The following is a 26,060-nucleotide window of genomic DNA, read 5'->3' as shown; positions in this document are numbered from 1 at the left end:
CAAGGCGCGGCTGGCGTCGACCGGCTAGGTGGCTTCGCCGTGTACCGTTCCCGTTCGGCCTGGTTCGTCCTTGGCGACCCGGGAAAGCAACGGCGGCAGCGCTGCCGAGACCTCGTCGGGGCCGATGATTTCGGCTCCGCAGCGTGCTGCGCCCAGGCCCAGGTCGGAGGGGGTTTCAGGGGCGATGGCGATCAGGGTGGTGTGTTCGGCCAGCGCCTGGAGTACGGCGATCCCCTCCTCGCCGGTGGAGATCAGGTCGACGACGGCGGCGGCGGGGTCCTCGCCCTGGCGCAGCAGGACCTCGGTCCGTGCCAGGTCCGGTGCCCGGCGGGGTGAGAACCCGGCCAGGCGCACGCTTTCTTCGAGCCCAGACGAAGAAAGGCTGTCCTGTGACAGCACAAGAACCCACGCGGGCATCTCCCGACCCTCCAGGTGGCGCGGCTTGCCGTCGCGCCGGGCAGAAGCCTACATTGCCTTACGAGAAGCTCCAAGACCCCCCGGGGTGAGAGAGGACCGCCGTGCACATCAACGACCTGCTCAAGTCGGCCGCCGAGAAAGGAGCATCGGATCTGCACCTGAAGGTCGGTTCCTACCCGGTGATTCGGGTCGACGGGCGGCTGATGGCGATGACCGAGCATCCCCGCATGATGCAAGAAGACACCATCGCCATGGCGTTCTCGATCATGAGTGCCCGCCAGAAGCAGAAGTTCAAGGAACACTTCGAGATCGACCTGGCCTACTCGGTTCCGGGCCTGGGGCGCTTTCGTGTCAACGTCTTCCAGCAACGCGGCACGGTGGGCCTGGTGCTGAGGATGATCCCGGTCCGGGTCGCTTCGATCCGGGAGTTGGCTCTGCCCCCGGTGCTGGAGACCATCGCGAACGAACATCGGGGCCTGGTGCTCGTGACCGGTTCCACCGGTTCGGGAAAGTCGACCACCCTGGCGGCGATGATCGACTACATCAATTCCCAGCGCTGCGAACACATCATGACCATCGAGGACCCCATCGAGTATCTGCACCGGGACAAGAAGTCGCTGATCAATCAGCGCGAGGTGGAGGTCGACACCAGTTCTTTCGCCGATGCCCTGCGTTCGGCCCTGCGGCAGGATCCCGACGTGATCCTGGTGGGTGAGATGCGGGACTACGAGACCATCGAGACAGCGCTGGTGGCCGCGGAAACCGGGCACCTGGTGCTCTCCACCCTGCACACTCTCGATGCCACCGAGACCATCAACCGCATCATCTCCGTCTTCCCGCCGCACCACCAGAAGCAGATCCGCCTGCAACTCGCGGCGGTGCTCAAGGCCTGTGTCTCCATGCGCCTGATCCCGCGGGCCGACGGCCAGGGCCGCGTGCCGGCGGTGGAGATCCTGCGGGCCACCCCGTACATCAGGGAGTGCATCGAGAACAAGGACAAGACGAAGATGATTCGGGACGCCATCGCCCAGGGGACTTCCCAGTACGGCATGCAGACCTTCGACCAGTCCCTCTACGACTTGTGGGCAAGCTCCCTGATCACCCGCGAGGAAGCCCTGGCCCGGGCGACCAACAGCGACGAGTTGCGCTTGCGGATGGAGGGTATCCAGTCGACGGCCGCCGCTTCCCAGGACGAGATGCAGCAGATGATGGGTGGAGAGAACGTCGAGGAGGTCGCCGTGGCCGACCTGCCCGAGATCACGCGCCTGGGGGATTGACCGCGGACACGGCAGAACGATGAGCGCGGTGTCGGCCGGCCGGGTTATCCTCTGCCCATGGGCGGCACGGCGTGGGACAAGGCACTCGATCTCCTCTCCCGGCGTTCCTATACCCGGGGCGAGATTCGCCGGCGCCTGGTGCGCGCGGGGTGGGACGAGGGGGAAGTCGGGGAGGTCCTTCTCAAGCTCGAGCGACTGGCTTTAGTCGACGACCGCCAGGTCGCCTATAATCACGCGCGCCGCCGGGCGCTCGAGAGCCGGCGGGGGCGGCGACGCATCCGGGCGGAACTGATCCGAAGAGACCTGGAACCGGATCTCGTGGAAGAAGTCCTGGACGAGGTCTTGCCTCCCGAGCAGGAGGAACAGGCCCTGCGCCGCGCCGCGGCCCGGCTGGCGCCGGGGGGGCGGATTCCCCGGCAGCGGAGCGAGCGCGATCGCCTGGCGCGTCGGCTGCTGCGGGCGGGGTTTGCTCCTGGCAGCGTACGGTCGCTGCTCGAAGGCTCGGGCCAGGACGATCTGGATGGGGCCTGGGGCCCCGGCGACGAGGACGAAGACTGATGGACTCGCAGGATGTACGGCGGATTTTCCTCGAATTCTTCGCGGCCAGGGGGCACCGGGTGGTGCCGTCTTCGCCGTTGATTCTGCCATCCGACCCGACCCTGCTTTTCGCCAACGCGGGGATGAACCAGTTCAAGGATGTCTTCCGCGGCCGTGAGAAGCGGCCCTACTCCCGGGCGGCCTCTTCCCAGAAGTGCCTGCGGGTCTCCGGCAAGCACAACGACCTCGAAGAAGTCGGACGTACGCCGCGGCACCACACCTTCTTCGAGATGCTGGGCAACTTCTCCTTCGGTGACTACTTCAAGCAGGAAGCCATCGTCTGGGCCTGGGAGCTGGTCACCGAGCATTTCCGTATCGATCCCGAGCGCCTGTGCGCCACGGTGTTCGAAGGGGACGCAAACTTTCCCGGTGACGAGGAGGCCGCCGAGATCTGGCGGCGGGAGGTGGGTCTGCCCGCCGACCGGGTGATCGCCCTGTCGCGCAAGGACAACTTCTGGCAGATGGGGGACACGGGTCCCGCCGGTCCCTGCTCGGAACTGCATTACGACATGCGTCCGGGAGGCGACGCCGCGGCCACGCCGGCCACCGATCCGGATCGCTTCCTCGAGATCTGGAACCTGGTCTTCATGCAGTACGATCTCCAGCCCGGCGGCGGCAGCGAAAAGCTGCCGGCCCCCTGTGTGGACACCGGGGCCGGGCTCGAGCGGCTGACGGCGGTGCTCTCCGGTGTGCGGAGCAACTACGACACCGACCTCTTTCAGCCCCTGATCGGCGCTCTCGCGGCGGAGGCCGGCATCCAGTACGGCCGGCAGGAGGCCAGCGACGTCTCGCTGCGGGTGATCGCCGATCACCTGCGGGCGATCACCATGCTGGTTTGCGAAGGGGTGATCCCCGGGCCGGAGAAGCGGGGTTCCGTGCTGCGGCGTATCCTCCGCCGGGCCCTGCGGCACGGGCGTTTGCTTTCCCTGCCGGCCCCGTTCCTCTATCGCCATCTCGAGCAGGTCGTCGAAGTGCTCGGGCCGACCTTTCCCGATCTGCGGGAGCATCTACCCGTGGCCCAGAAGGTCGTGCGGCGGGAGGAGGAACGCTTCGAGCGCACCCTGGCCGACGGTTTCGAGCAACTCGAGGAGCGCATCGCCCAGGTCCTGGCCGCCGGCGAGCGGGTGTTTCCCGGCGAGGAGGCCTTCGTTCTGGAAAGCGAACGAGGCCTGCCCCTGGACCTGTTGCGGGACGCCCTCGACGAGCGGCGCCTGCGCCTCGACGAGGAGGGGTACCGCCGGGCGCGGCGCCGGCACGTGGAGACATCGCGAGTGCCGGGGAAGGAAGGGGCGCGAGTCGAGTCGCTGGAGGGGCTCGAGTCGTGGACCGGCCGGGGTTCGCGTTTCGTCGGCTATACCAGCGAGCGGTCCGAGGATGTCCCCGTGCTGGCACTGTTCGCAGGCGGCCGGCCGGTATCCGCCCTGGAAGAGGGCGCGGAGGGTGACGTGCTGCTCGAGACGACGCCCTTCTATGCCGAATCGGGCGGGCAGGTGGGGGATCGGGGCCGACTGACCTCCCCCGGGGCGCGGGTGGTGGTGGACGATTGTCGCTCGCCCCTGTCCGGGGTGGTGCTCCACCGGGTGCGGGTGGAGTCCGGGCGGCTGGCCGTCGGTGACAGGGTGCTGGCCGAGGTCGACCCGGGCGGTCGCATGGGTGCCCGGCGCCACCACACGGCGACCCACCTGCTGCATGCGGCCCTGCGGCGCGTTCTCGGCTCCCATGTCAAGCAGGCCGGTTCGCTGGTGGCTCCAGGCCGCCTGCGCTTCGACTTCAGCCACTACGAGGGGGTGGCCGGAGACGACCTGGAGGCCATCGAGGCCTTCGTCAACGAGGCGGTGATGGCGGATCATCCCGTGGAGACCCGGGAAATGCCCCTCGAGCAGGCCCTGGAGTCCGGGGCCATCGCCTTCTTCGGCGATCGCTACGGCGAGCAGGTACGGGTGGTGCAGATCGACGAGGTCAGTACGGAACTCTGCGGGGGCACCCACGTGGCCCGCACCGGCGAGATCGGCCCGGTGAGGATCCTCTCCGAGCGGGGTGTGGCCGCCGGCGTGCGCCGGATCGAGGCTGTCGCCGGCCCTCCCGCCCTGGCCGCCGCGGCGGCGGACCGGCGGCTGCTGACCGAGATCGGCCGCCTCCTGGGCGCGGGGGGCGAGGAATTGCTGCCTGCCCTCACGCGCCGGCTGGAAAAGCTGCGGCGGCTCCAGAAAGATCTCGATGCCCTGCAACTCCAGTTGGCTCGGGGAGAGAGCCGGGAGGCCCGGACCGCGGTGGCGGTGGGCGGACTGACGGTGATCGCCCGCCGGGTGGAGGGCCTGGATCGCGGCCAGCGCCGGGACCTGGCCGACTCCCTCCGCCAGCAGGATCCCCACGCCGTGGTCGTCCTCGGAGCCGCCGATGGGGGCAAGGCTGCGCTGCTGGTGGCCCTGGGCAAGCAGGCGGCCGAACGGCTCGATGCGCGAAAGGTGATTCGAGCCCTGGCGCCTCGGGTCGGTGGTGGCGGTGGCGGGCGCCCCGATCTGGCCGAGGCCGGGGGCAAGCGGCCGGAGGGCGTCGACGAGGCGCTGGCCGCGGCCCCCGGAGCCGTCGGGGAACTGCTGGCCTGATCCGGATTCCACAACTTATCTTCGTCTTCATGAAGGCGCTCTTCTCACGGTTCGGGCTGGGGGGCTGCGGCCTGGCCCTGCTCGCGTGTGCCGCCTCCAGCCTGGCGGGAGAGGAGGCGCCCCCCGCGATGGCCCCCTACCAGCGACTGATCGAGCAGGTGGCCGAGCGCCATGGCCTCGACCCTCACCTGTTCTCCGCGCTGGTGGAAACCGAGTCCGCCCGGCGGGCGGGGGCGGTTTCTTCGGCCGGTGCCGTCGGCCTGGCCCAGTTGATGCCCGAGACGGCCCGCCGCTTCGGTGTTCTCGATCCGAAGAACCCCGAGGACAATCTCGAAGGGGCTGCCCGCTATTTGCGCTGGCTGCTCGATCGTTTTCGGGGTCGTGTGGACCTGGCGCTGGCGGCCTACAACGCGGGGGAGGGGGCTGTCGATCGCCACGGGGGACTGCCGCCCTATCCGGAAACCATGACCTTTGTTCAGAAAGTGATGGCCCGCGCGGGTCTCCGGCAGCCCTCCGTCAGCCCCCCGCCCAGGCCCGTGCGGCTTCTCCGGCGTCCGGACGGCTCCTTTCTGATGACCAACCGGCCTGTCTCGCGGGGCCGCTAAGTCTTTTTTATTCTATCTCTTTGGGCGCCTTTCGCTGCGGAGGGCGGTCGCCGCGCATTTTTGAGAAAAAGGTTCTTGACTCCCCTTCGCTTCGGCGTACTTTCCGCTCGAGCCGGAGTAGCTCGCCGGTCCCCCGGCGGCGGCTGCGGTGTGAAAGGCCAGTGACTTGAACAGCAAACAAAAGAAAGGGGGTCGGTTCGTCGGGTCAGGCATGACACAGCAGATCGAAACGAAGCAAAAAGAAGTTGGTAGAGAGACGGTAACCAACCAAGGAAAAGGAGCCATTCAATGAGGAAGCTGATCTACGCCGCTCTTGCTACGGCGGTGCTTCTCTCCCTCGGGTGTGCAATCACTAACTACCCGGTCATTTTCGATTCTCGTGGTCCCTGGGGCGACAGCGTCCTTGAGGATCAGTACGAGCAGGCTTACATCATCCCCAGCTCCCAGGTCGCGACTCTCTGGAGCGACGGTTCTGACGAGCTCTACACGCTGGTGGCCCAGGATTGGAAGGGTGATCAGTGGCTGAAGACCTACAACAACTTCGACGCCTCCGGCGCCATCAACTTCCTGGATCAGACCTACTGTGATCCGAACCGGCAGACCGACTGCGCCATCTGGACCGCCTGGAACGCCGATCTTCCCGACGCCTATCCCCACGGTTCCGCCCACGATCCTCAGGGTGGCCCGGGCAACAACGTCACGGACGATCCGTTCGACGGTACCCTCGATGACAGCTGCTCCGGCGCTCGTTCGCTCTCTCTGCTGCTGAGCATGGGCTCCCGCATCGGTGAGTGCGGCAGCGGCGTCTGGGCCGACAAGCAGAACGCGGCTTTCGAGTTCAGCCTCCTTGAGCAGGTTTCTTTCCGCGGCAAGGACGTCTACGAGCTTCCTATCGACAGCTCCATCGCCTCCTTCACCCTCACGGGTCAGGACGGCACCGTTGGCGAGGCCCCGATCTACGGCCGCTTCAACGGTTATGTCGACAGCGAGCTGCGGCTGGCTTTCCCCATCACCCCGAACATGAAGTACCAGCTGCGCGCCCTCGAGAACTGGGTTGACGCTCACGGCAGCTACATTCAGGTCGACGTGACCTACGGCTCCATGAACGCCCAGTTCAACGTCAACGTCCAGACCCTCGCCGATCGTTTCTGATCTGCCAGCTGTACGGACGACGTGAAGGAAACTGAATTCAACGATAGGAGCGAGAAACCATGAGGAAGCTGCTCTACAGCGTGCTCTGCCTGGCCCTGCTTGCCTCCCTGGGCTGTGCGATCACCAACTACGGCGTCATCACCGACGACCGTGCTGACTTCTCCGGTGTCATCCGGACCGGCCACAAGGCCTATGTGACCCCGACCTCTCAGATCGCCACGATCTGGAGCGATGGTTCTGACGAACTGTTCACGATGGTTTACCAGAACCAGTATGCTGACCGCAAGCTCTACACCTTCAACAACTTCGATCCGACCGCGTCGGTCCTCTTCCTGGACCAGACCTACTGCGACTGGCGTTATGAGGGCTGTGAGATCACCCGCGCTTGGGATCCGCACCAGGACGCCCTGGACGATCCGTTCGACTTCGAGTTCTTCGAGGATTGCTCCGGCGCCCGCTCCCTGAGCCTCCTGGTCAGCCAGGAAAGCCGTCTGGGTGAGTGTGGTGACCGCGTCTTCGCCGACCTGCAGAACCTGGCCGGTGAGTTCGCCGATCTGCCCGTCACCCAGTTCCGTGGCGAGGCCGCCTACGTGATTCCGGTCAACGCCGGCAACACCAACGTCAGCGTCACCACCCCTGAGGGTGTGACCGCCAGCGTCCCCCTCTACGGCCAGTTCACCGGTTTCGTGACCGAGAAGCTCCAGGTCGTGATCCCGATGACGCCGAACATGAAGAGCCAGCTGAACTGGGCCCGTAACTTCGTGGACCAGAACGGCAACCTCGGCACCGTGGAGATCCAGTACGGCTCCCTCAACGGCACTGTCAGCCTGGCGGTGGCCCGCGACGGCCTGATCCACAACGCGAACCGCTTCTGATCTGAGTTCCATTGCCTGACTTGACGCAGGGGCGGCCTTCGGGCCGCCCCTTTTTTATGCTCCCGGGGCCCTCCGGGGGCTCGTTTCTTTGCGCTCTCGTTCATCCGCTTGCGAAGACCGGTTGAAAAGGGAGTTTGTTGGCAACCGAGAGGGAATATCCGGCCAGATTTGCCTTGCGTCCTGGCGGTCTGCCCGTACCTTCCAGGAACATTCGTCAGAGAAACCACAACAAGGAGCCACTCATGCGAAAGACGATGTATCTGGTTTTGGCCGTTGGTCTGTTGGGGAGCCTCGGCTGTGCCATCACGAACTACCCGGTGATTCTCGACAGCCGGGGCCCCTGGGCCGACAGCGTGCTGGACGACCAGTACGACCTGGCCTACATCATTCCTTCCTCCCAGGTCGCCACCATCTATTCCGATGGATCCGACGAGCTCTACACTCTCGTGGCCCAGGACTGGAAAGGCGATCAGTGGCTCTACACCTACAATAACTTCGACGCTACCGGGGAAGTGCTGTTCCTCGACCAGACCTACTGCGATCCCAATCGCCAGACCGACTGCGCGATCTGGACCGCCTGGAACGCCGATCTTCCCGACGCCTATCCCCACGGTTCCGCTCACGACCCCGCGGGAGGTCCGGGCAACAACGTGACCGACGATCCCTTCGACGGCACTCTCAACGAGGACTGTTCGGGGGCGCGATCCCTGTCGCTGCTGCTGTCGATGACCAGCCGCGTCGGTGAGTGCGGCAGTGGTTTGTGGGCCGACAAGCAGAACGCGGCCTTCGAGTTCAGCCTGCTCGAGACGAGCACCTTCCGCGGCCGCCAGGTCTACGAGCTGCCCATCGACAGCTCCATCGCGGCCTTCACCCTGACGGGCCAGGACGGCTCGGTGGGACAGGCGCCGATCTTCGGTCGCTTCACCGGCTACGTGGACCAGGATCTGCGTCTGGCCTTCCCGGTGACGCCCAACATGAAGTACCAGCTCCGTGCTCTCCAGTCTTGGATCGACGCTCACGGCAGCTACGTCCAGGTTGACGTGAACTACGGCTCGCTGGCCGCCAGCTTCGATCTTCAGGTCGAGACGCTTCCGGACCGGTTCTGAGAAGCGCGATGCCGACATCCAGACACGAAAGCGAGAACAAGGAGCCCACAGCGATGAAGAAGATGATGATTTACGGCCTGCTGAGCCTGCTACTGCTGACTTCCCTCGGTTGCGCGATAACCAACTACGCTGTCATCACCGACGACCGCGCTGACTTCTCCGGCGTGATCCGGACCGGACACAAGGCCTACGTGACCCCGAGTTCCCAGATCGCCACGATCTACTCGGACGGTTCCGACGAGCTGTTCACGATGGTCTACCAGAACCAGTACGCGGACCGCAAGCTCTATACCTTCAACAATTTCGACCCGACCGCGTCTGTTCTCTTCCTGGACCAGACCTACTGCGACTGGCGCTACGAGGGCTGCGAGATCACTCGCGCCTGGGATCCGCACCAGGACGCCCTGGACGATCCTTTCGACTTCGAGTTCTTCGGCGACTGCTCGGGTGCCCGTTCGCTGAGCCTTCTGGTCAGCCAGGACAGCCGCCTGGGCGAATGCGGCGATCGCATCTTTGCGGATCTGCAGGGTCTCGCCGGTGAGTTCGCCGATCTGCCCGTCACTCACTTCCGGGGCGAAGCGGCCTATGTGATCCCGGTCAACTCCGGTAACACCGCCGTCAGCATCAGCACTCCGGACGGCGTGACCGCCAGCGTTCCGCTCTACGGCCAGTTCACCGGCTTTGTGACCGAGAGACTGCAGATCGTCATTCCGATGACTCCCAACATGAAGAGCCAGTTGAACTGGGCCCGCAACTTCGTGGACCAGAACGGCAACCTCGGCACCGTGGAAATCCAGTACGGCTCGCTGGGAGGTACCGTCAACCTGGCGGTGGCCCGGGATGGCCTGATTCACAATGCCAACCGCTTCTGAGCGATAGTTTCAGGAAGCGTCCCGAGGAGGCGGCCCCGGAGGGCCGCCTCCTGCTGTTCGCGGCTCCAGCGGCATGCGCTGCCCGGACGGTGTCCGGAGCCTGCCCGGCAGGTGCCGGGGTTTTCCGGCCGGCCGGCCGGGGCCCGGTGAGGCATCCCGTAAGGCCCCCGAATCAAGCTACTTGACTCTGCCCGCGGAGGATTCCCTCAAGTTCTGTGTTGCACTTCCGCCCTGTCGCCGTAACGTCCTGTAAGCGTCGCCTGCGTCCGTATGCTTTTCCCGGCTTGGGATGGCTGTCGGGCGAGGGGTGGGGACGAGAGGCGGAAAGAAAACCTGGACCCAGGTGGGGGAGCGAAAGGAGCACCGAATGCGCCGGGTGACAAGCGTGACCGTAACTAGCGTGACCGTAACTAGCGTGACAGTAGCTTTGGTGATGGCAGTCGTGGCGGCGTTGTCGCTGGGCTGTGCCGTGACCAACTATCCCGTTATCTTCGACAGCCACGGGCCGTGGGGTGATGCCGTCATGGACAGCTTCTATGACGCGGCCTACATCGTGCCCACTTCCCAGATCGCCACGATCTACTCGGATGGTTCCGATGAGTTGTTCACGGTGCTTTCCCAGGACTGGAAGGGCGATCAGCGGCTGAAGACCTTCAACAACTACGACCCGACGGCGACGATTCTCTTCCTGGATCAGACCTACTGCGATCCCAATCGCCAGACCGACTGCGCCATCTGGACCGCGTGGAACGCCGATCTGCCGGACGCCTACCCCCATGGCTCGTCCAGCGATCCCGGCGGGGGGCCGGGCAACAACGTGACCGATGATCCCTTCGACGGTGATTTCGACGACTCCTGTTCGGGAGCCCGTTCGTTGTCCATGTTGCTCAGCCAGACCTCTCGCGTCGGTGAGTGCGGCAGCGGCCTGTGGGCCGACAAGCAGGCCTCGGCGTTCGAGCTGTCCATGCTCGAGGCGACCACCTTCCGGGGCCGGGACGTCTACTCCATTCCCGTCGATTCCAGCATCGCCAGCTTCGAGTTGACCGATGCGGACGGCAACGTGGTGCACGCGCCGATCTACGGACGCTTCCAGGGTTACATGGATCAGGAACTGCGTGTGGCGGTTCCGGTGGGGCCGAACGCCCGCTACCAGTTGCGCTGGATCGACCATTACATCGACCAGCACGGGAACTTCATCGACCTGCACGTGACTTACGGCAGCCTCCAGGCCGACTTCAAGGTGCGGGTGGAAACGGTGCAGAACGCCCTGGCCAGGATGTAGCGCCGGGCGATGCCCGGGGAACCTGTCCCGGATGCAGGATATGCCGGTAGGCAACAAGGGGCGCCCGGTCGGGCGCCCCTTTTGCTGCGCCTGCCCGACGCCGGGGCCTGTTGACTAGCGGCAGGCCGGCCGCCACCGGCGGGCGGCCGCCACGGCGGCCGCCGGGTCGATCAGGCCGTGACCGGAGGCGGCATCGAAGCCTTTCGGGGGTAAGTCACGGGCGGTCTCGCGGATGATCCGTTCCACCTCCCAGACGGGCATCTCCGGGGCGACCTGGAGGATCATGGCGGCCAGGCCGCCGACCCAGCCCACCGACATGGAGGTTCCCGAGGCCAGGGTCAGGGAACGGGGTCCACCGCCGGTGGGGACCGGAACCTCCCACCCCGGGGCCGTCACGTCGGGGAAGGGAACCTCCGGTGAACAGGGGTTGGGTCCCCGGGACGAGGGGCCGATGATCTTGCCGTGGCGATCGATGGCGGCCACCGAGAGCGGACCGAGACCAAAAGGGAACAGGCCGGTGAGGGCGGCGGGTGTCTGGCCCGTGGCCGGATCGGGGCCGTCGTTGCCCGCGGCGAAGACGGGCACGATGCCCGCCGCGCGGAGAGCCTGGACCATCGGGCGGTCCCGGGGCTCGCAAGCGGCCTTGCCGTGTCCCCAGGCTCCGAGCATCACGTCGGGCCTGCCCTCGAAGATCAGCCAGTCGGCGGCCAGGGACATGTTCACGTTGTTGTAGCTGTTGTGGTAGTTGGACAGGGCGGCGACCCACCGGGCTCCGGGCGCGGTGCCCAGCGCGTGGCCCAGAGTCGGGCGTCCCAGGGCGCAGGAAAGTACCTGGGAGCCGTGGGGAACCGTGTCCAGGGCCGCGGGAGAGCCCCCTACCGGGTCGTACCAGTAATCATCTTCCCGATGAGCGTCGGCCAGGGCCTCGTGGGTTCCCATCACACCGCTGTCGAGGATGCCGATCACCACACCGCGGCCATCGATGCCGTCTTCCCAGAGTCGGCGCAGGCCCAGCATCTCCACTCCCCAGCTGTCGCCGGGGGGAATGGGGGGGGCCTTGCCGATCAGTCCCATGCCTGCCGCGCGGCGGGCCTCCCGGACACCGTCGTACTCCGGAATGACCTCGGCCACCTGGGGATGCATGCGGACTTTTTCGAGGGCTTCCGGACGGATGGAGATGAAGATCCTGTTCCGAAAGCGGAGCTTCTCGTAATAGTCCAGCAGTCCCCGGGCGAGAAGTTCTTCGAGCAGCGGTTCGACGAGCGCCTGGGACTCTTCGGCCACCTGCGCGAGAGCCCGCAGCGTTTCCTCTCGGCCCTGGCCGCGGGACAGGCAGCGCTCCTGCTGGGAGGCCATCAGGGCCGGGATGTCGACCTGGCGGCGCAGCTCCAGCAGGGCGCGGACGAATCCCTGGTTTCCGGCGTCCCGGGCGAGGATCTCGAACCGGGGGGAAAGGGGACGAGCACTGGCGGGCCCGGGATCGGGGGCCAGGGGGACGGTCTCCGGCTGGCCGGGTCGGTGTGTGCCCACGCAGCCGGCGACGATGAGAAGACCGGCAAGCGCTGCGGCCGGCCGGGCGGCGAAAGAGAACGGGAAATGGCGGAACAAGTTGAACTCCTTGAAGTGGGAAAGCTTCGCCCGGCGAGGCATCCGGGCAAGAAAGAGTATAGGTCCGCCGGGTAAAAGAATGGCCCAGGAAGGGATGCGCCCGTCCGGTCTTGAACGTACATTGGCCAGCCGAGGGGCAGCCCTCGTTGGCGCGGGCGGATCGGAGGGAAGTTTCATGGAGCGACAGGCACGCTTCTGTCGACGCGTGGACTCCGACCCTACAGACCCGAACGCGCCAGGGTCTTTCCGCCTCGACTCTTGCATGACCAGACGGTTCGTCAGCCGGGTGGGGGCCTCCCCGCGCCCGTGGAGCATTGGAGGAACGGTGATGAAAATGGTGAGGAACAGGCTTTCCGCCTTCGCCACGGTGGGCTTTTTCCTCACGGCCTGGTGCCTTTCGGGTGCCAGCGCCCTGGCTGCCCGGGTGGACCAGATCGACCTCGTCGACGGTGAGGACCTGGTGCGCTACGGGCGCCGCACGAGCGACTCCCTGGGCGATCACATCGCCACGGGCGATTTCAACGGGGACGGGACCCTGGACATCGCCGTGGGAGCCTCGGGCTTCGACGGAAGTCTGACCGACCGGGACTCCGCAGGCGCGATCTACATTTTCTACGGCAACGCACCGTACGAGAAGGTCCAGGATCTGGGCGCGGGCGCCACGGCCGACTTCGTTGTTCTCGGCGCGGCGACCCAGGACGGCCTGGGGGTCTATTTCACCCTCGCCGACCTGGACCGGGACGGCACCGACGACCTGATCATGGGGACTCCCGCCGGCGCCGGGCCGGAAGGTGTCGATGCCGATGGTGACGGCACGATCGACAGGGCCGGGCTGCAGAGTCGCGGCGAGGTCTACGTTCTCTTCGGCGGTCGTTCGCGGGCGACGCCTTTCGACCTGGCTCGGCCCGACCGCAAGCTGATCCGCGCCGACATGTGGATCTATGGCGCCGCGGCCTCCGATTTCCTCGGCGAAGGCGTCGACGCGGCGGATATCGATGGAGACGGCAGCCTCGATCTGCTGCTCGGTGCTCCGGGGACGGACGGCCCCGCCGGGAACCGGGAAAACGCCGGGTCGATCCAGATCCTCCTGGCCAGCCAGACCGATTTCACCAACTGCCCGGACGGCAACGGCAACCCCTGCCAGAGAGATTTGCGCACCTCCCCCGCCGACGCGGTGATCCATGGACCCTCCTGGGACTGGGACGGTGACGGTACTTTCAACGAACTGGGAGAGAACGAGCAGGCCAAGATGGGCTCGACCTTCGCCACCGGCGACTTCAACGGCGATGGTGTGGCGGACATCGCCCTGCAGTTGCGCCGCTCGCGGGGGCCGGCCGACGATCGGATCGATGCCGGCTTGGTGGGTGTGATCTATGGCACCTCGCCCTTTCCGGCGTCGATCGACCTGGATACCACCGGTGCCCTCGATCAGACGGTCCACGGCAAGGATGCCTACGACATTCTCGGTGACAGCCTGCTGCTGGCGGATCTCAACGGCGATTCCACCGATGACCTGATCATGGGTGTGCCTTTCGGAGACCAGGACGACGACAACGACGGCACCTTCGACCGGAACAACGTGGGCGAGGTGACGGTGGTCTGGGGCGGTAACGCGCTGCTCGAGGCCGACCTCGACCTGGCCAACCCGGGTTTCGGCCAGGCCGACTACTTCTGGACCCTCGTCGGTCACGGTGACGAGGACGGCTTCGGCGAGGTTCTCGGGGTGGGTGACCTGGATGGAGACTCCCAGCCCGACCTGGTGGTCACCGCACCCTATGGCGCGGGGCCGGCGGACGGCCGGAACGGCGCCGGCGAGGCCTGGATTCGCTATGGCGACGGTACATTGGGCCTGGCTTCTCCCGATGAAGACTTCAAGGACGCCGGTGGGCCGGTGATCTGGGGTAAGGGGCAGGCCGACGGCCTGGGGTTCTCGATGGCGCTGGCGGACATCGACGGCGACAACCTGGCGGAGATCCTGCTCGGTGCCAGCTCGGCGACTTCTCCCGACCCGGATCCGGACAACACCGCCGATGCCGGCGAACGTCCCGGTGGCGGCGCCATGTGGTGGGTCACTCCGTGGGACGGCGATGGTGACGGTTTCCGCGATCTCTACGACAACTGCTACCTCGACTTCAACCCGGGGCAGGCGGACGACGACGGGGACCTGTGGGGCAATTTCTGCGACAACTGCTCGGTCGATGCCAACCACGACCAGAAGAACTCTGACGACGACAGCTTCGGCGACGCGTGCGACGACGATGACGACAACGATTTCGTTCCGGACGCCTACGGTGCCGGCTCCACCGGTCCGTGCAATACGGGCGTTACGGATACCTGCGACGACAACTGTCCGACGGTGAAGAACGGCAGCTTCGATGCGGGCACTCCTCAGGCGGATACGGACGATGACGGTGTTGGCGACGTCTGTGACAACTGCCCCAACGATCCCAATCCGGGCCAGGAAGACCACGACCTGGACGGCAGCGGTGACGCGTGTGACCCCGACGACGACAACGACGGTATTTCGGACGCCTCCGATACCTGCCCGTTCACGCCGGGGCTGAACACCGACAGCGACTCGGACGGCCTGGGCGATGTTTGCGACAACTGTCCGAACGTCGCGAATGCCGGCCAGGAAGACGCCGACGGCGACGAGGTGGGTGACGCCTGTGACAACTGCGTGAACACCTGGAACCCGGACCAGGACGACGTGGACGGCGACACCATCGGCGGTGCCTGCGACAACTGTCCGGCCGATGCCAACACCGACCAGGCGGATGGCGACCTGGATGGCGCCGGTGACGTCTGCGACAACTGCCCGAATGACGCCAATCCCGACCAGCGGGATACCGACTCGCCCCTCGAAACCGGCGAGTGCCCGTGGGTCGATGCCGATGGTGACGGCACGATGGATCCGGGTGAGTCCGGCGGTCCCGACGGAGTCGGCGACGTCTGCGACAACTGCGTCGATCTCTGCAACCCGAGCCAGACGGAGCAGAAGGGATTCTTCTCCGACACCGACCACGTCGGTGGTGAGTGCGATAACTGCGGTGGGATGAACAACGGTGACTGCGACGTGGATCCGCTCTTCTGCGATTCCGACGGCGACGGCACCATGACCCAGGAAGAATACGACTCCGGCTTCCAGATCAATACCGACGGGGACACCCAGGGCGACGCCTGCGACTCCGACGACGACGATGACACGGTGCCCGACTCTTCCGACAATTGCCGGCTGATCGACAATCCCGGCCAGGAAGACGCCGACGCCGACGGTCGTGGAGACGTCTGCGACAACTGCGTCAATACGGCCAATCCCAACCAGGTGGATACCGACGCCGACGGCTTCGGTGACGCCTGTGACAACTGCCCCAATGATGCCAACTTCGACCAGGTGGACTCGGAAGGTGACGGCACGGGCAACGTTTGCGACGACGACGACGACAACGACACGATCCTCGACGTGGACGACAACTGTCCGTTCGCGCCGAATACCGACCAGGCCGACAGTGACGGCGATGGTGTGGGCGACGTCTGTGACTTCACCGAACTGGACCTGGCCACCGACACCGACGACTTCGTCGTCTACGCCGCCGAGATCATCGACAACGGTGGCTGGGCGGTGGCGGCCGGCGACCTCAACGCCGACGGCTTCGGCGACCTGGTTTTCAGCGCTCCCTTCGACGATGGAGCGGCCAACGACCGGGCGCAGGCCGGCGCGGTCTTCGTGGTCTTCGGACGGGTGACTTCCGGCAAGTTGGACTACGCGGTGCAGAACCCTGACGTGGTCTTCTACGGTGAGCAGCCGGAGGACGTGTTGGGGCAGGCGCTGGCGGTCGGTGACGTCAACGGCGATGGTACTGACGACCTCGTGATGGCGGCCTCGAGCGGCGAGTGCGATTTCGGGGGTGATTCCTGGACCGGAGCGAGCTGCCGGAGCCTGGACAAGAACACCGGCATCTATCACGAGGAGCGCTGCAAGGGCTGTGGCCGGGTCTACGTGTTCTACGGTCGAACCACGTGGAACAGCAGCTACGACCTGCGCAACGACGCCGACCTCAATCAGCCCAACGCCGACGCGACCTTCATCGGGCGATCCGGCGGTGACAGCCTCGGGCGTGCGCTGGCCCTGACCGACCTCAACGGCGATGGGCAGCTCGATGTCTGCATGGGGGCGCCCAATTACCGGGTCGATCTCAACGCCGATCCGCAGAATCCCAACGACATCATCTACGGCGGCGTGTTCGTCGCCTTCGGCGGGGCGGACTTCCCCGTGGTGACCAAGTACGAGTTCGGCGATCCCGACTACCTGATTCGGGGCGCCGACGAGGCGGATCGCGCCGGGCGCGTGCTGGCCGGTGGGGACGTCAACGGCGATGGTGTGGGCGACCTGGTGATCGGTGCCCGCGGCGCTTCGGGCCCGGCCAATACCCACACCCGTGCGGGGCAGGCCTATCTCTTCTACGGCGACTCGGCCCTCACCTCGGGAACCGGTTTCGACCTGGAGATCGATGGTTCGACCAAGCCCTACGTCTACGGTGTTGACAACGAGGACGCGTTCCCCAACGACATCGCGGTGGGCGACCTCAATGGTGACGGCACCGATGACATGCTCTTCGGCGTCTCTTTCGCGGCGAGTAAGGACAATCTCCGCAGCGGTGCCGGCGAGGCTTACGTGGTTCTTGGCGGCGCCAGTTGGACCGGTAACGACGCTGTCGACATGCGGGCCAACAACATCTTCTACGGTCGGAACAACGCAGACGCTTTCGGCCATGCGGTGGGCATCGGTGACATGGACGGCGACGGTGTGCAGGAACTCTTCTTCAGCGCACCGCTTTCGGCCGGCTCCTTCGGCGGCGGTCGCAATGCCGCCGGCGAAGTGATCATCTACAACTGGAACGACGTGAAGAACAACTTCATCGTCGACACTCTGGACACCACGCTGGTCAAGCCCGTCACCTCGGTACTGGGTGCCGAGGTCAACGACACCTTGGGATACGAAGAGACCAACCTCGAACTGGCCGATCTCAACCGGGACGGGGTGGTGGAGTTGATCGTCGGAGCCGAAGGCGGTGACGGCGATCCGGACGATACGACGGACCGCACCGACGCGGGAGAGGTCTGGGTCGTGGCGCCTTCCGATGTGGACGGTGACCAGCTCCGCAACCTGGCCGACAACTGCCCCTCCGATTCCAACCCCGATCAGCTCGATACGGACGGCGACGGCTGGGGCGACGTCTGCGACAACTGCCCGGACACCTCCAATCCCAAGCAGGAAGACGACAACAACAACGGCGTGGGGAACGCGTGCGAATGTGACGACGACCTGGACGGTATTCCCAACAGCGGTCCGTGCGCCAACTTGCCGACGAACAACTGCGCCGCGGGCAACCGGGACAACTGCCTGGACAACTGCCCGAACACTTCCAATCCGACCCAGTCCGACGTGGATGGCGATGGGACGGGCGACGCGTGTGACAGCGACGAGGATGGCGACGGCGTGGCCAGTGGCTCCGACAACTGCCCGCTGATCGACAACCCGGGGCAGGAGGACGCCGACAGCGACGGCACCGGTAACGCCTGCACCACGACGAAGATCGATCTGGCCGCCGGTGGCCGGGTGATCTACGGCGAGGAAAACCAGGACGCCTTTGCCAGCGGCGGCGTGACCGGCGATTTCAACGGCGACGGCGTGATGGACCTGGCCGTGGGGGCCAGGAGTGCCGATGGGCCCACCAACGGCCGCAATGGCTGCGGTGCGGTCTACGTCTTCTACGGGCCGATCGCCTCCGGCATCGACCTGGCGCTCACCGCGGCGGACGTGGAGATCTACGGGCAGGATGCCGGCGACGAGTTGGGCTATGCGCTGGCAGCCGGTGATCTGAACAACGACGGCATCGACGACATCATCGCTTCGGCCCCGGGTGGCGACGGCAACGGCAACACCGCCGCCGATGCGGGGCAGGTCCACGTGTTCTACGGTGGTTCGCTGCCGGCCACGCTGGACCTGGCCAGCACCTCGTCGAACCTGCTGTTCTTCGGTGAGCAGGCTTCCGACCGCTTCGGTGAGAACCTGGTGACGGGGGACTGGGACGGCGATGGCGCGGCGGACCTGGCGATTGCCTCTCCAAACTCCGCTTCCAACTTCGACGGGAACCCGGGCGGCGGCGAGATCTGGCTGCTGCTCGACCAGGTGCTCAACACCATCACCACGGTCGATCCCTTCAGCGTCAGCAACTACATCAGCGGCGTGGACAACAACGACCACCTGGGCCTGGCGATGGTGGCCGGTGACCTCGACGGCGACAGCACCGACGACCTGCTCGTCGGTGCGCCGGACGCCGACGGAGTGGGCAACAACAAGGCCGATGCCGGGGAGGTCTACATGATCTCCAATACGATCCTGGCCGGCGACCAGAACATCGAACTGTTCAACGCCAGCGACTACACGCTCTTGCTCTACGGTGACACGCCGGCGGACCGGGCGGGGGCGAGCCTGGCCCTGGCCGACCTCAGCGGCGACAGCACTCTGGACATGCTGATCGGTCTTCCGGGCCAGGGGTCGCCTCCGGGGGCCACGGCGCGTCTCGACGCCGGTGGCGCCGAGCAGATCGATGGCCGTGCGGACTACACGGCGATCGACGGGCAGGAACTGGTGCAGGCCACCGATCGTTCCTTCTTCGGTGCCGTCGCCGGTGCGCAGCTGGCCAGCAGCCTGGCTGTCGTGGACTACGACGGCGGCGGCGGGCTGGACCTGATCTTCGGAGCTCCGGGCATGGCCGGTCCCGACGGATCCCGCAGCGGCGCCGGTGCCGTGGTGGTGCTCGAGGGCAGCCGGATTCCTTCCACCACGTCGATCATCGACCTGGCCAACATCGTGCCGGCCCAGGAGATTCACGGTGCCGACGTGGACGATTCGGTGGCGGGCCAGCCCTGGCTTCCGGTCACCGAACTCGACGCCTCGACTCCAGGGCTGGAGCTGAGCGTGCCGGCCCTGGGCGGCGACGGGCCCGATGGCACCCGCACCGCCGCCGGTGAGGCCTGGCTGGTTTCCCAGAACGATTCGGACTGGGACGGCTTCACCGACGACGTGGACTGTGCGCCGACGGACGGTTCGGTGGGGGCCCTGAGCAACACGGGCCTGACCTCCACCTGGTCTGACAAGCAGACCTTCAACTGGGCGGCGGTCAACGGCGCGGCAACCTACAACTTCTACCGCGGGACGGTGGTCCAGCCCTGGCAGTACAACGAGAGCTGCCTGCAGACGGGCCTGACCAATCCGACGGGCACCGACGCGACCACTCCCGCGGCGGGCCAGGCCTACTGGTACGACAGCACGGCCCAGTCCGGCGCCGCCTGCATCGGCCCCCTCGGGGACGACGGCAACGGCTCGACCCGGCCGGATCCGCCCGCCTGCCCCTAGGGGCCGGGGGCCGCGAGTCCTGGAGACGGCGCCTGCGGGCGCCGTCTTCTTGTTTCGCCTGCAAATCCCGCTGCCCTCGCGCCATCCCCGCAGTTATGCTTGGCCCCGCCGACCGGATGGGGCGGCGAGCGAGGCATACATGAGCGGAGCATCGACCTGGCAGAGTTTCCTGGATCAGAGCCTGGCCCACGAGGAACTGGGCGTCTGGCTGGATTTCTCCGGGCTGCCTGCCGCCGAGCGCCCCGACGCCGCGCTGGTGGAAAGGACACGTCGGGCGCTGGCGGAGATGGCCGCCCTCGAAGCGGGAGCCATCGCCAACCCGGACGAGGGGCGCCAGGTGGGCCACTACTGGCTGCGGGATCCCCAACTCGCCCCCACTGCCGAGCAGCGGAACGCGATCCGGCAAGCCCAGCACCAGGTCCGGGAGTTCGCCGCCGCGGTGCGCGAGGGGACGGTCGCGGCGCCCTCGGGGAGGCCTTTCGGCCACCTGCTGATAGTCGGTATCGGCGGTTCGGCTCTCGGTCCGCAACTTGCCGCCGCCGCCCTGGGTCGCTGCAGCGATCCCCTGGAGATGCACTTTCTGGACAACACCGACCCCGAGGGTTTCGAGCAGGTCTTCTCCCGCCTCGAGGGTCACCTCGATCGTCTGCTCGTCGTGGTGGTTTCCAAGTCCGGAGGGACTCCAGAAACCCGCAATGGCCTCGAGGAGACCTGGCGCCGGCTGGAGGGCGCGGGGCTGAAGCCTCCCCGGCACCTGGTGGCCGTCACCGGGGAAGGCAGCGCCCTGGCCGACAGGGCCCGGGTCGAGGGCTGGCTGGCCACCTTTCCCATGTGGGACTGGGTGGGTGGGCGCACCTCTCAGACCTCGGCGGTGGGCCTGCTGCCGATGGCTCTCGAGGGGCACGACGTGGAGGGCTTTCTTGCCGGCGCCAGGGAGATGGATCGCTGGACCCGAAGTGCCGACCCCCAGGCCAACCCGGCGGCGCGGATGGCCATGGCCTGGTATGGGGCCACCGGTGGCCGGGGCCGGCGGGACATGGTGGTCATTCCCTACCGTGACCGCCTGTCTCTCTTCGCGCGCTATCTCCAGCAACTCGTGATGGAGTCACTGGGCAAGGAGAAGGACATCTGCGGCAGAGTCGTGCGCCAGGGGCTGACGGTCTACGGCAACAAGGGCTCCACCGATCAGCACGCCTACGTGCAGCAACTCCGAGACGGGCTGGACAACTACTTCCTGACCCTGATCGCCACCCTGGAGGATCCCCGGGAGGCGGACGCGGGCGGGCCCACCGCGGGGGATTACCTGCTGGGCTTCCTGCTGGGCACCCGGCGCGCCCTGCTCGACGGCGGGCGGCGGGTGATCACCCTCGTGCTGCGGCGGATCGACGCCTTCTCTCTGGGAGCCCTGATCGCCCTCTACGAACGCAGCGTGGGGCTCTATGCGGGGATGATCGGTATCAACGCCTACCACCAGCCGGGGGTCGAGGCGGGAAAGAAGGCCGCCGCCGGCGTCCTCGAATTGCAGGCGGCCCTGTTGGAGCACATCGCCGCCCGCGCCGACCGGGAACTCGACGCGGCCGGTTGGGCCGAGGCGGTAGGGCGGCCGGAGATGGCGGTGGAGGCCCACTGGCTGCTGGAGCACCTGGCGGCCTGCGGTCGGGGGGTGCGGCGGGTGCCGGCGCATCCGGCCCCCCGCTTCCGCTCCACGGTGGACTGAGTCAGCCTTGGCGCAGGCGCAGGCGGCGATCGAGGCGGGTGAGGTCGTCGGGCAGCGGGGCGGTGAAGAGCTCCTTCTGCCGGGTTTCCGGGTGCACGATTTCGAGCCGCCAGGCGTGGAGGGCCGTGCGGGTGATGGCCTGTTTCGGCCCGCCGTACCAGCCGTCGCCCAACAGGGGCCAGCCGAAGTGAGAGAAGAGAGCCCGGACCTGGTTGCGGCGGCCCGTGACCAGGTGGACCAGCACACGGGCGGCCGGCCCATCGGGGCTGTCGCTGGTGGCCTGCACCGCGTAGTCCAGCACGGCCTGCCTGCCCAAGGTGGGTGAGGGGGTGACTTCCACCCGGTGGGTGTGGGGGTCTTCCGCCAGGGAGCACTCGAGGCGGGCGAAGGGCGGGTCGGGATGACCGGCGACCCAGGCCAGGTATTCGCGGCGGGGTTCGCGCCGGTGAAACTGCTCTCGCAGGGTCTCGGCGGCCTTCTCGTTGCGGGCCATCAGCACCAGGCCGGAGGTGCTGCGATCGATGCGGTGGATGACCCACAGGGGGTCGCCCCGGTGCCCGGCCAGCTTGAGCGCCGCCGCCACCCGCGCCACCAGGGGCAGGTCGTCGGGGTCTTCTTTGCCGGTGGGGACCACCACCACCCCGGGAGCCTTGTCGACCACCAGCAGCGAGCGATCCTGGTGCAGAACCCGGAAGCCGGGCCCGGTGATCGCCCGCCGTGGCCGAGGACCCGCCGGGGCGGCGTCAGCGATTTCCACCACCGCACCGCCTTGCGGACGCGAGACCGGATCGCGGCAGACCCGGCCGCCGATGCGCACGCCGCCGGCCTCGATCAGCTCCCGGGCCTTACGGTTGGACACCTCGGCCCAGGTGCGGACCAGGGCGGTCAGGGTGGCGGAGTTCGCTTCGGGGACGGTGTGTTTCATGGGGTCACCATAAACCACCCGGCCCGCCGTGGCCGCCGCCGGTCGTGCCCGGCCGGCCTTCGTGCTAATTTGCGGGCTTCGCCGGGCTGAGCGGGTCCGCTGTCGGGAGGGTAGGTTGCACCCATGTCGATTCTCGAGCATCTGTCCCAGATGGTCGGCCAGGCCTTCGCTGAAGGCGGCCTCGAGGCCTCCTACGGCCGGGTGGAGGTTTCCCGCCGCAGCGATCTGGCCCACTTCCAGTGTAACGGTGCGATGGCGGCGGCCCGGCAGGCCCGGCGTGCTCCGCGGGAGATCGCCCTGGAGGTGGCCGAGCGCCTGACAGGCCTTCCCGGGCTGGCCGAGGTGCAGGTGGCCGGGCCCGGTTTCATCAATATCAAGCTCACCGACGACGAACTGGCGCGCCGGGCCGACGCGGCTCTGGCCGATGAACGGGTCGGTTGCGACCGGGTGCCCGATCCCCAGAAGGTGGTGCTCGACTTCGGTGGCCCCAACGTGGCCAAGGCGATGCATGTCGGTCACCTGCGCTCGAGCATCGTCGGCGATTGCCTGCAGCGGTTGCTGCGCTTCGCTGGCGACGAGGTGGTTTCGGACATTCACATGGGTGACTGGGGTCTGCCCATCGGCATGCTGATCTGCGAGTTGCAGGACCGCCGTCCGGATCTGCCCTACTTCGACGCCGAGGCTACCGGCCCGTGGCCCAGCGAGCCGCCGGTCAGCGTGGACGATCTGGCCGAGCTGTATCCGGTGGCCGCGGCCCGCTGCAAGGAAGACGAAGCGGCGCGTGCTCGGGCCCGGCAGGTCACCGCCGAACTCCAGGCGGGACGGCCGGGCTACCGGGCCTTGTGGCAGCAGTTCATGAAGGTGTCCCTGGCGGCGATCCAGCGGGACTTCCGCGCCCTGGGCGTGGACTTCGACCTGTGGCTGGGAGAGAGCGCCGTGGCCGAGCGGCTGGGCGTGATGGTCGAGCGATTGCGTGCCGAGGGCTTCGTGGTTCCCAGCGAGGGAGCGGAGGTGATCCACCTCGACGATGGGGGTCGGGAGATCCCGCCGTTGATCGTGGTCAAGGCCGATGGCGGTGTGACCTATGGCGCCACCGACCTGGCCACCATCGAGGACCGGGTGGAGAAGCTCGCCCCGAGCCAGATGCTCTACGTGGTGGACAAGCGCCAGGAGCTGCACTTCGAGCAGGTCTTCCGCGCCGCCCGCAAGACCGGCATCGCGACGGGCGTGGATCTCGAGCACATCAAGTTCGGCACGGTCAACGGCCCCGACGGGCGTCCCTTCAAGACCCGGGAGGGGGGTGTGATGCGTCTGTCGGAATTGATCGCCAGTGCCACCGAACAGGCCCGCCGCCGCCTCGACGAAGGGGCGCTGGCCAGGGATCTCGACCCCGCCGAGCGGGAGGAGGTAGCACGCAAGGTGGGCCTGGCGGCGCTCAAGTTCGCCGACCTGAGCAACGACCGGGAGTCCAACTACATCTTCGACCTTGAGAAGTTCACGCGCTTCGAGGGACGCACCGGGCCGTACCTGCTCTATGCTGCCGTGCGGATCCAGTCCATCTTCCGCAAGGCTGCGGAGAGGGGGCTGGAGGCCGGCCCCGTGGCGGCGGCCGGCCTGGGTGACAGCGAGCGCAGCCTGGTGCTGCGGCTGTTCATGCTTCCCGAGGTGATCCGCCGGGCCCGGGCCGACCGCGCTCCCAACGCCCTGTGCGAGTTCGCCTACGACCTGGCCCAGGAGTTCAGCCGCTTCTACAACAACTGCCCGATCCTCCCCGAGCCGGACCCCGCCTTGCGTGGCGCCCGTCTCTCACTGGCCAGGCTCACGCTGCGCCAACTCGAGCTGCTGCTGGGGCTGGTGGGTATCGAGGTGCCCGAGAGGATGTAGCGGGCGCCCGTTTGCAGCGGAAACCCACCGACTCTGGCGGTAGCCGGGCCGGGCGGGCTGCTCTCCCCCCGCCGCGCGTCCGCTGTCCGTCGTTCCTTCCACCCGGCCCGGACCACCACCGGCGCCTTCTCGGCGGCGGGATCCAAGGCCGACGACGCCGGCCTCCACGATGGAAACCTCCACGACAGGTCTACCGACAGTGGGGCCGCGGTCGAAACGAAAGAAATGACGGCCCGAGGCATGATTCGAGAAGTCGGGATGGGGCGACAGAAGAATGGATCCATCGAAGGCCGCGGGACGAGACGGCGGCATGGAAAGGCGCTGGAGAGCTCGCCTTGTCGGCGGGTTGCCGGTCGGGTGGCCGCTGGATGTTGGAGCCAGAGGCGAGGTTCGAACTCGCGACCTGCTGATTACGAATCAGCTGCTCTACCACTGAGCTACTCTGGCACTGAGCTACTCTCACTGAGCTACTCTGGCACTGCTACCCTGGCACTGGGCTGCCCCGGCCCGCGGGCTGCCTGGGCTGCGCCGGGGTCGGCGGAAACAGGCCGGGCGGATTCTAGCGCCTGGGAGGGGGCGATGCCACAGGCCGAAGCCTCGGGGTGGGGGGGAGGGCCCGTGCGGGAAGGGTTAGACTCGGGGCATGGCGCGACGACGATTCGGTGACGACTATCCTCCCGACCGGCAGTGGTCGGAGAAGGCCACGGTGGTGGGACGCGGGTTCCGCTTCGAGGGGGAGATCCTCGCCGAAGACGTGGTGATCATCGGGGGGCGCGTGGATGGCTCGGTTCGCACACCGGCGATGGTGCACGTGCTGGCCGGGGCGGTGGTCAATGGCCCCATCGAGGGCGGCGCGGTGTTGATCGAAGGCGCGGTCGACGGCGACATCACGGCTACCGAACATTGCGAGTTGCGGCATTCCGGACGGGTGCGGGGCAACATCCTCGGCCCGCGGGTGGCGGTGGCGGAGGGGGCCTACCTGCAGGGGCGGGTGCGGGCGACCGACGGCGGGGTCCACCGCTTCCGTGAACGTCGACGCTGAGGAACGTCGCCGCCCTGCGGTCCCGCTTGCTCCCGCACGTGCAGCATGCCCTCCGCGGATCCGGCGGTCGACGGTGTGCGAAGCGCCCGGCGAAGCCTATATTCGCCCCATGTCCACCCTTCCTCATGCGGCGGGATCCGCGGCCTCCAGGGCGCCGGCCCTGCATTTCGAAACCCCCTGCCAGGCGGGCATGCACCGCTTCAAGGCTCTCGCGGCCCTGGTCGCGGCGCTCGTGCTGTGCTGGGCCGGTGCCCGGGCGGCGTTGGCCGATTCGGTGCCGGGTGTGGGGCTCGGCATCGCGGGGGCCAGCCTTTTCGGGCTGGCGGCGCTGCTGGAGTACCGGCGCGCCGCCGCCGGCCGTCCGCCGCTGGTGCTCGACGACGAGGGCCTGACCGTCGACGATGGGCTGGGCGAGGCCTGGCGGCTCGGCTGGGAACGGATCGCGCGGGTCGGCGTCGAGCGCGTCACCGGTCGGCGCCGGGTGGTGCTGGTTCTCACCGGTGAACCCCCGCGCCTCGTCAGTCTGCCCGCCATCTGCCACGGCGACGCCCCCCCGGAGTGGCTGGCGGGCATGATCGAGACCTTTCGCGTTCGCGCCGCCTCTCCGGCGTCCCCCGCCGCGGACGACTCGGGCCCTCCCCGGCACCCCTGAGGGCCGCCCCCAACACCGCT

General features: G+C 67.2%; 17 protein-coding genes and 1 tRNA gene. 14 read left to right on the top strand and 4 right to left on the bottom strand.

Annotated elements, in window-relative coordinates:
• Nucleotides 1-24: 24 nt before the first annotated feature.
• Complete coding sequence (locus Q9Q40_01790) at nucleotides 25-354, bottom strand: hypothetical protein (protein ID MDQ7005944.1); 330 nt, start codon at nucleotides 352-354, stop codon at nucleotides 25-27.
• A gap of 164 nt (nucleotides 355-518) precedes the next feature.
• On the opposite strand from Q9Q40_01790, the gene Q9Q40_01785 reads away from it, so the two are divergent.
• The 9 genes from Q9Q40_01785 (at nucleotide 519) to Q9Q40_01745 (ending at nucleotide 10,789) form a co-directional block, all read left to right on the top strand.
• Nucleotides 519-1,694 carry a type IV pilus twitching motility protein PilT gene (locus tag Q9Q40_01785; protein MDQ7005943.1) on the top strand — a complete coding sequence of 392 codons (1,176 nt, stop codon included), beginning with the start codon at nucleotides 519-521 and terminating at the stop codon, nucleotides 1,692-1,694.
• Nucleotides 1,695-1,751: 57 nt separating this feature from the next.
• Nucleotides 1,752-2,252 (top strand): RecX family transcriptional regulator, encoded by a 501-nt coding sequence (locus Q9Q40_01780; GenBank protein ID MDQ7005942.1) that lies wholly within the window; start codon nucleotides 1,752-1,754, stop codon nucleotides 2,250-2,252.
• Nucleotides 2,252-4,897 carry an alanine--tRNA ligase gene (gene alaS / locus Q9Q40_01775; protein MDQ7005941.1) on the top strand — a complete coding sequence of 882 codons (2,646 nt, stop codon included), beginning with the start codon at nucleotides 2,252-2,254 and terminating at the stop codon, nucleotides 4,895-4,897. Before Q9Q40_01780 ends, alaS begins: the two co-directional genes overlap by 1 nt.
• A 29-nt stretch (nucleotides 4,898-4,926) precedes the next feature.
• Nucleotides 4,927-5,502 (top strand): lytic transglycosylase domain-containing protein, encoded by a 576-nt coding sequence (locus Q9Q40_01770; protein ID MDQ7005940.1) that lies wholly within the window; start codon nucleotides 4,927-4,929, stop codon nucleotides 5,500-5,502.
• A 288-nt stretch (nucleotides 5,503-5,790) separates the two neighbouring features.
• Nucleotides 5,791-6,654 carry a hypothetical protein gene (locus tag Q9Q40_01765; GenBank protein ID MDQ7005939.1) on the top strand — a complete coding sequence of 288 codons (864 nt, stop codon included), beginning with the start codon at nucleotides 5,791-5,793 and terminating at the stop codon, nucleotides 6,652-6,654.
• Nucleotides 6,655-6,713: 59 nt separating this feature from the next.
• Nucleotides 6,714-7,529, top strand: coding sequence for a hypothetical protein (locus tag Q9Q40_01760; protein ID MDQ7005938.1), 816 nt, complete (start codon nucleotides 6,714-6,716; stop codon nucleotides 7,527-7,529).
• A 242-nt stretch (nucleotides 7,530-7,771) separates the two neighbouring features.
• Nucleotides 7,772-8,635 (top strand): hypothetical protein, encoded by an 864-nt coding sequence (locus Q9Q40_01755; protein ID MDQ7005937.1) that lies wholly within the window; start codon nucleotides 7,772-7,774, stop codon nucleotides 8,633-8,635.
• A gap of 53 nt (nucleotides 8,636-8,688) precedes the next feature.
• Nucleotides 8,689-9,507 carry a hypothetical protein gene (locus tag Q9Q40_01750; protein MDQ7005936.1) on the top strand — a complete coding sequence of 273 codons (819 nt, stop codon included), beginning with the start codon at nucleotides 8,689-8,691 and terminating at the stop codon, nucleotides 9,505-9,507.
• A gap of 433 nt (nucleotides 9,508-9,940) precedes the next feature.
• Nucleotides 9,941-10,789 (top strand): hypothetical protein, encoded by an 849-nt coding sequence (locus Q9Q40_01745; GenBank protein ID MDQ7005935.1) that lies wholly within the window; start codon nucleotides 9,941-9,943, stop codon nucleotides 10,787-10,789.
• Between the two features lie 114 nt (nucleotides 10,790-10,903).
• Here the strand turns inward: Q9Q40_01745 and Q9Q40_01740 are convergent, their stop codons facing one another.
• A complete protein-coding gene (locus Q9Q40_01740; GenBank protein ID MDQ7005934.1) occupies nucleotides 10,904-12,397 on the bottom strand; it encodes a S8 family serine peptidase in 1,494 nt (497 codons plus the stop codon).
• 328 nt (nucleotides 12,398-12,725) lie between these two features.
• Between Q9Q40_01740 and Q9Q40_01735 the strand changes: the two genes are divergently transcribed.
• Together Q9Q40_01735 and Q9Q40_01730 are read left to right on the top strand one after the other, a co-directional pair.
• On the top strand, nucleotides 12,726-19,820 hold the full coding sequence (locus tag Q9Q40_01735) for a thrombospondin type 3 repeat-containing protein (protein MDQ7005933.1): 7,095 nt from the start codon (nucleotides 12,726-12,728) through the stop codon (nucleotides 19,818-19,820).
• Between the two features lie 139 nt (nucleotides 19,821-19,959).
• The gene (locus Q9Q40_01730) at nucleotides 19,960-21,537 is read left to right on the top strand and encodes a glucose-6-phosphate isomerase (protein ID MDQ7005932.1); all 1,578 of its coding nucleotides are present in this window, start codon (nucleotides 19,960-19,962) and stop codon (nucleotides 21,535-21,537) included.
• Between the two features lies 1 nt (nucleotide 21,538).
• Here Q9Q40_01730 and Q9Q40_01725 read toward each other — a convergent pair whose 3' ends face one another.
• Nucleotides 21,539-22,462: an RluA family pseudouridine synthase gene (locus Q9Q40_01725; protein ID MDQ7005931.1), complete on the bottom strand. Its 924-nt coding sequence runs from the start codon at nucleotides 22,460-22,462 to the stop codon at nucleotides 21,539-21,541.
• A 123-nt stretch (nucleotides 22,463-22,585) separates the two neighbouring features.
• Between Q9Q40_01725 and argS the strand changes: the two genes are divergently transcribed.
• Nucleotides 22,586-24,346 carry an arginine--tRNA ligase gene (gene argS, locus Q9Q40_01720; GenBank protein MDQ7005930.1) on the top strand — a complete coding sequence of 587 codons (1,761 nt, stop codon included), beginning with the start codon at nucleotides 22,586-22,588 and terminating at the stop codon, nucleotides 24,344-24,346.
• Nucleotides 24,347-24,718: 372 nt separating this feature from the next.
• Here argS and Q9Q40_01715 read toward each other — a convergent pair.
• Nucleotides 24,719-24,793, bottom strand: a tRNA-Thr gene (locus Q9Q40_01715).
• Between the two features lie 196 nt (nucleotides 24,794-24,989).
• Here Q9Q40_01715 and Q9Q40_01710 point away from each other — a divergent pair.
• On the top strand, nucleotides 24,990-25,388 hold the full coding sequence (locus Q9Q40_01710) for a polymer-forming cytoskeletal protein (GenBank protein MDQ7005929.1): 399 nt from the start codon (nucleotides 24,990-24,992) through the stop codon (nucleotides 25,386-25,388).
• Between the two features lie 109 nt (nucleotides 25,389-25,497).
• A complete protein-coding gene (locus tag Q9Q40_01705; protein MDQ7005928.1) occupies nucleotides 25,498-26,040 on the top strand; it encodes a hypothetical protein in 543 nt (180 codons plus the stop codon).
• Nucleotides 26,041-26,060 lie beyond the last annotated feature (20 nt).

This window comes from Acidobacteriota bacterium (assembly GCA_030949985.1).
Classification (GTDB): domain Bacteria; phylum Acidobacteriota; class Polarisedimenticolia; order J045; family J045; genus JALTMS01.
This window is presented reverse-complemented; position numbering and strand designations above follow the sequence as displayed.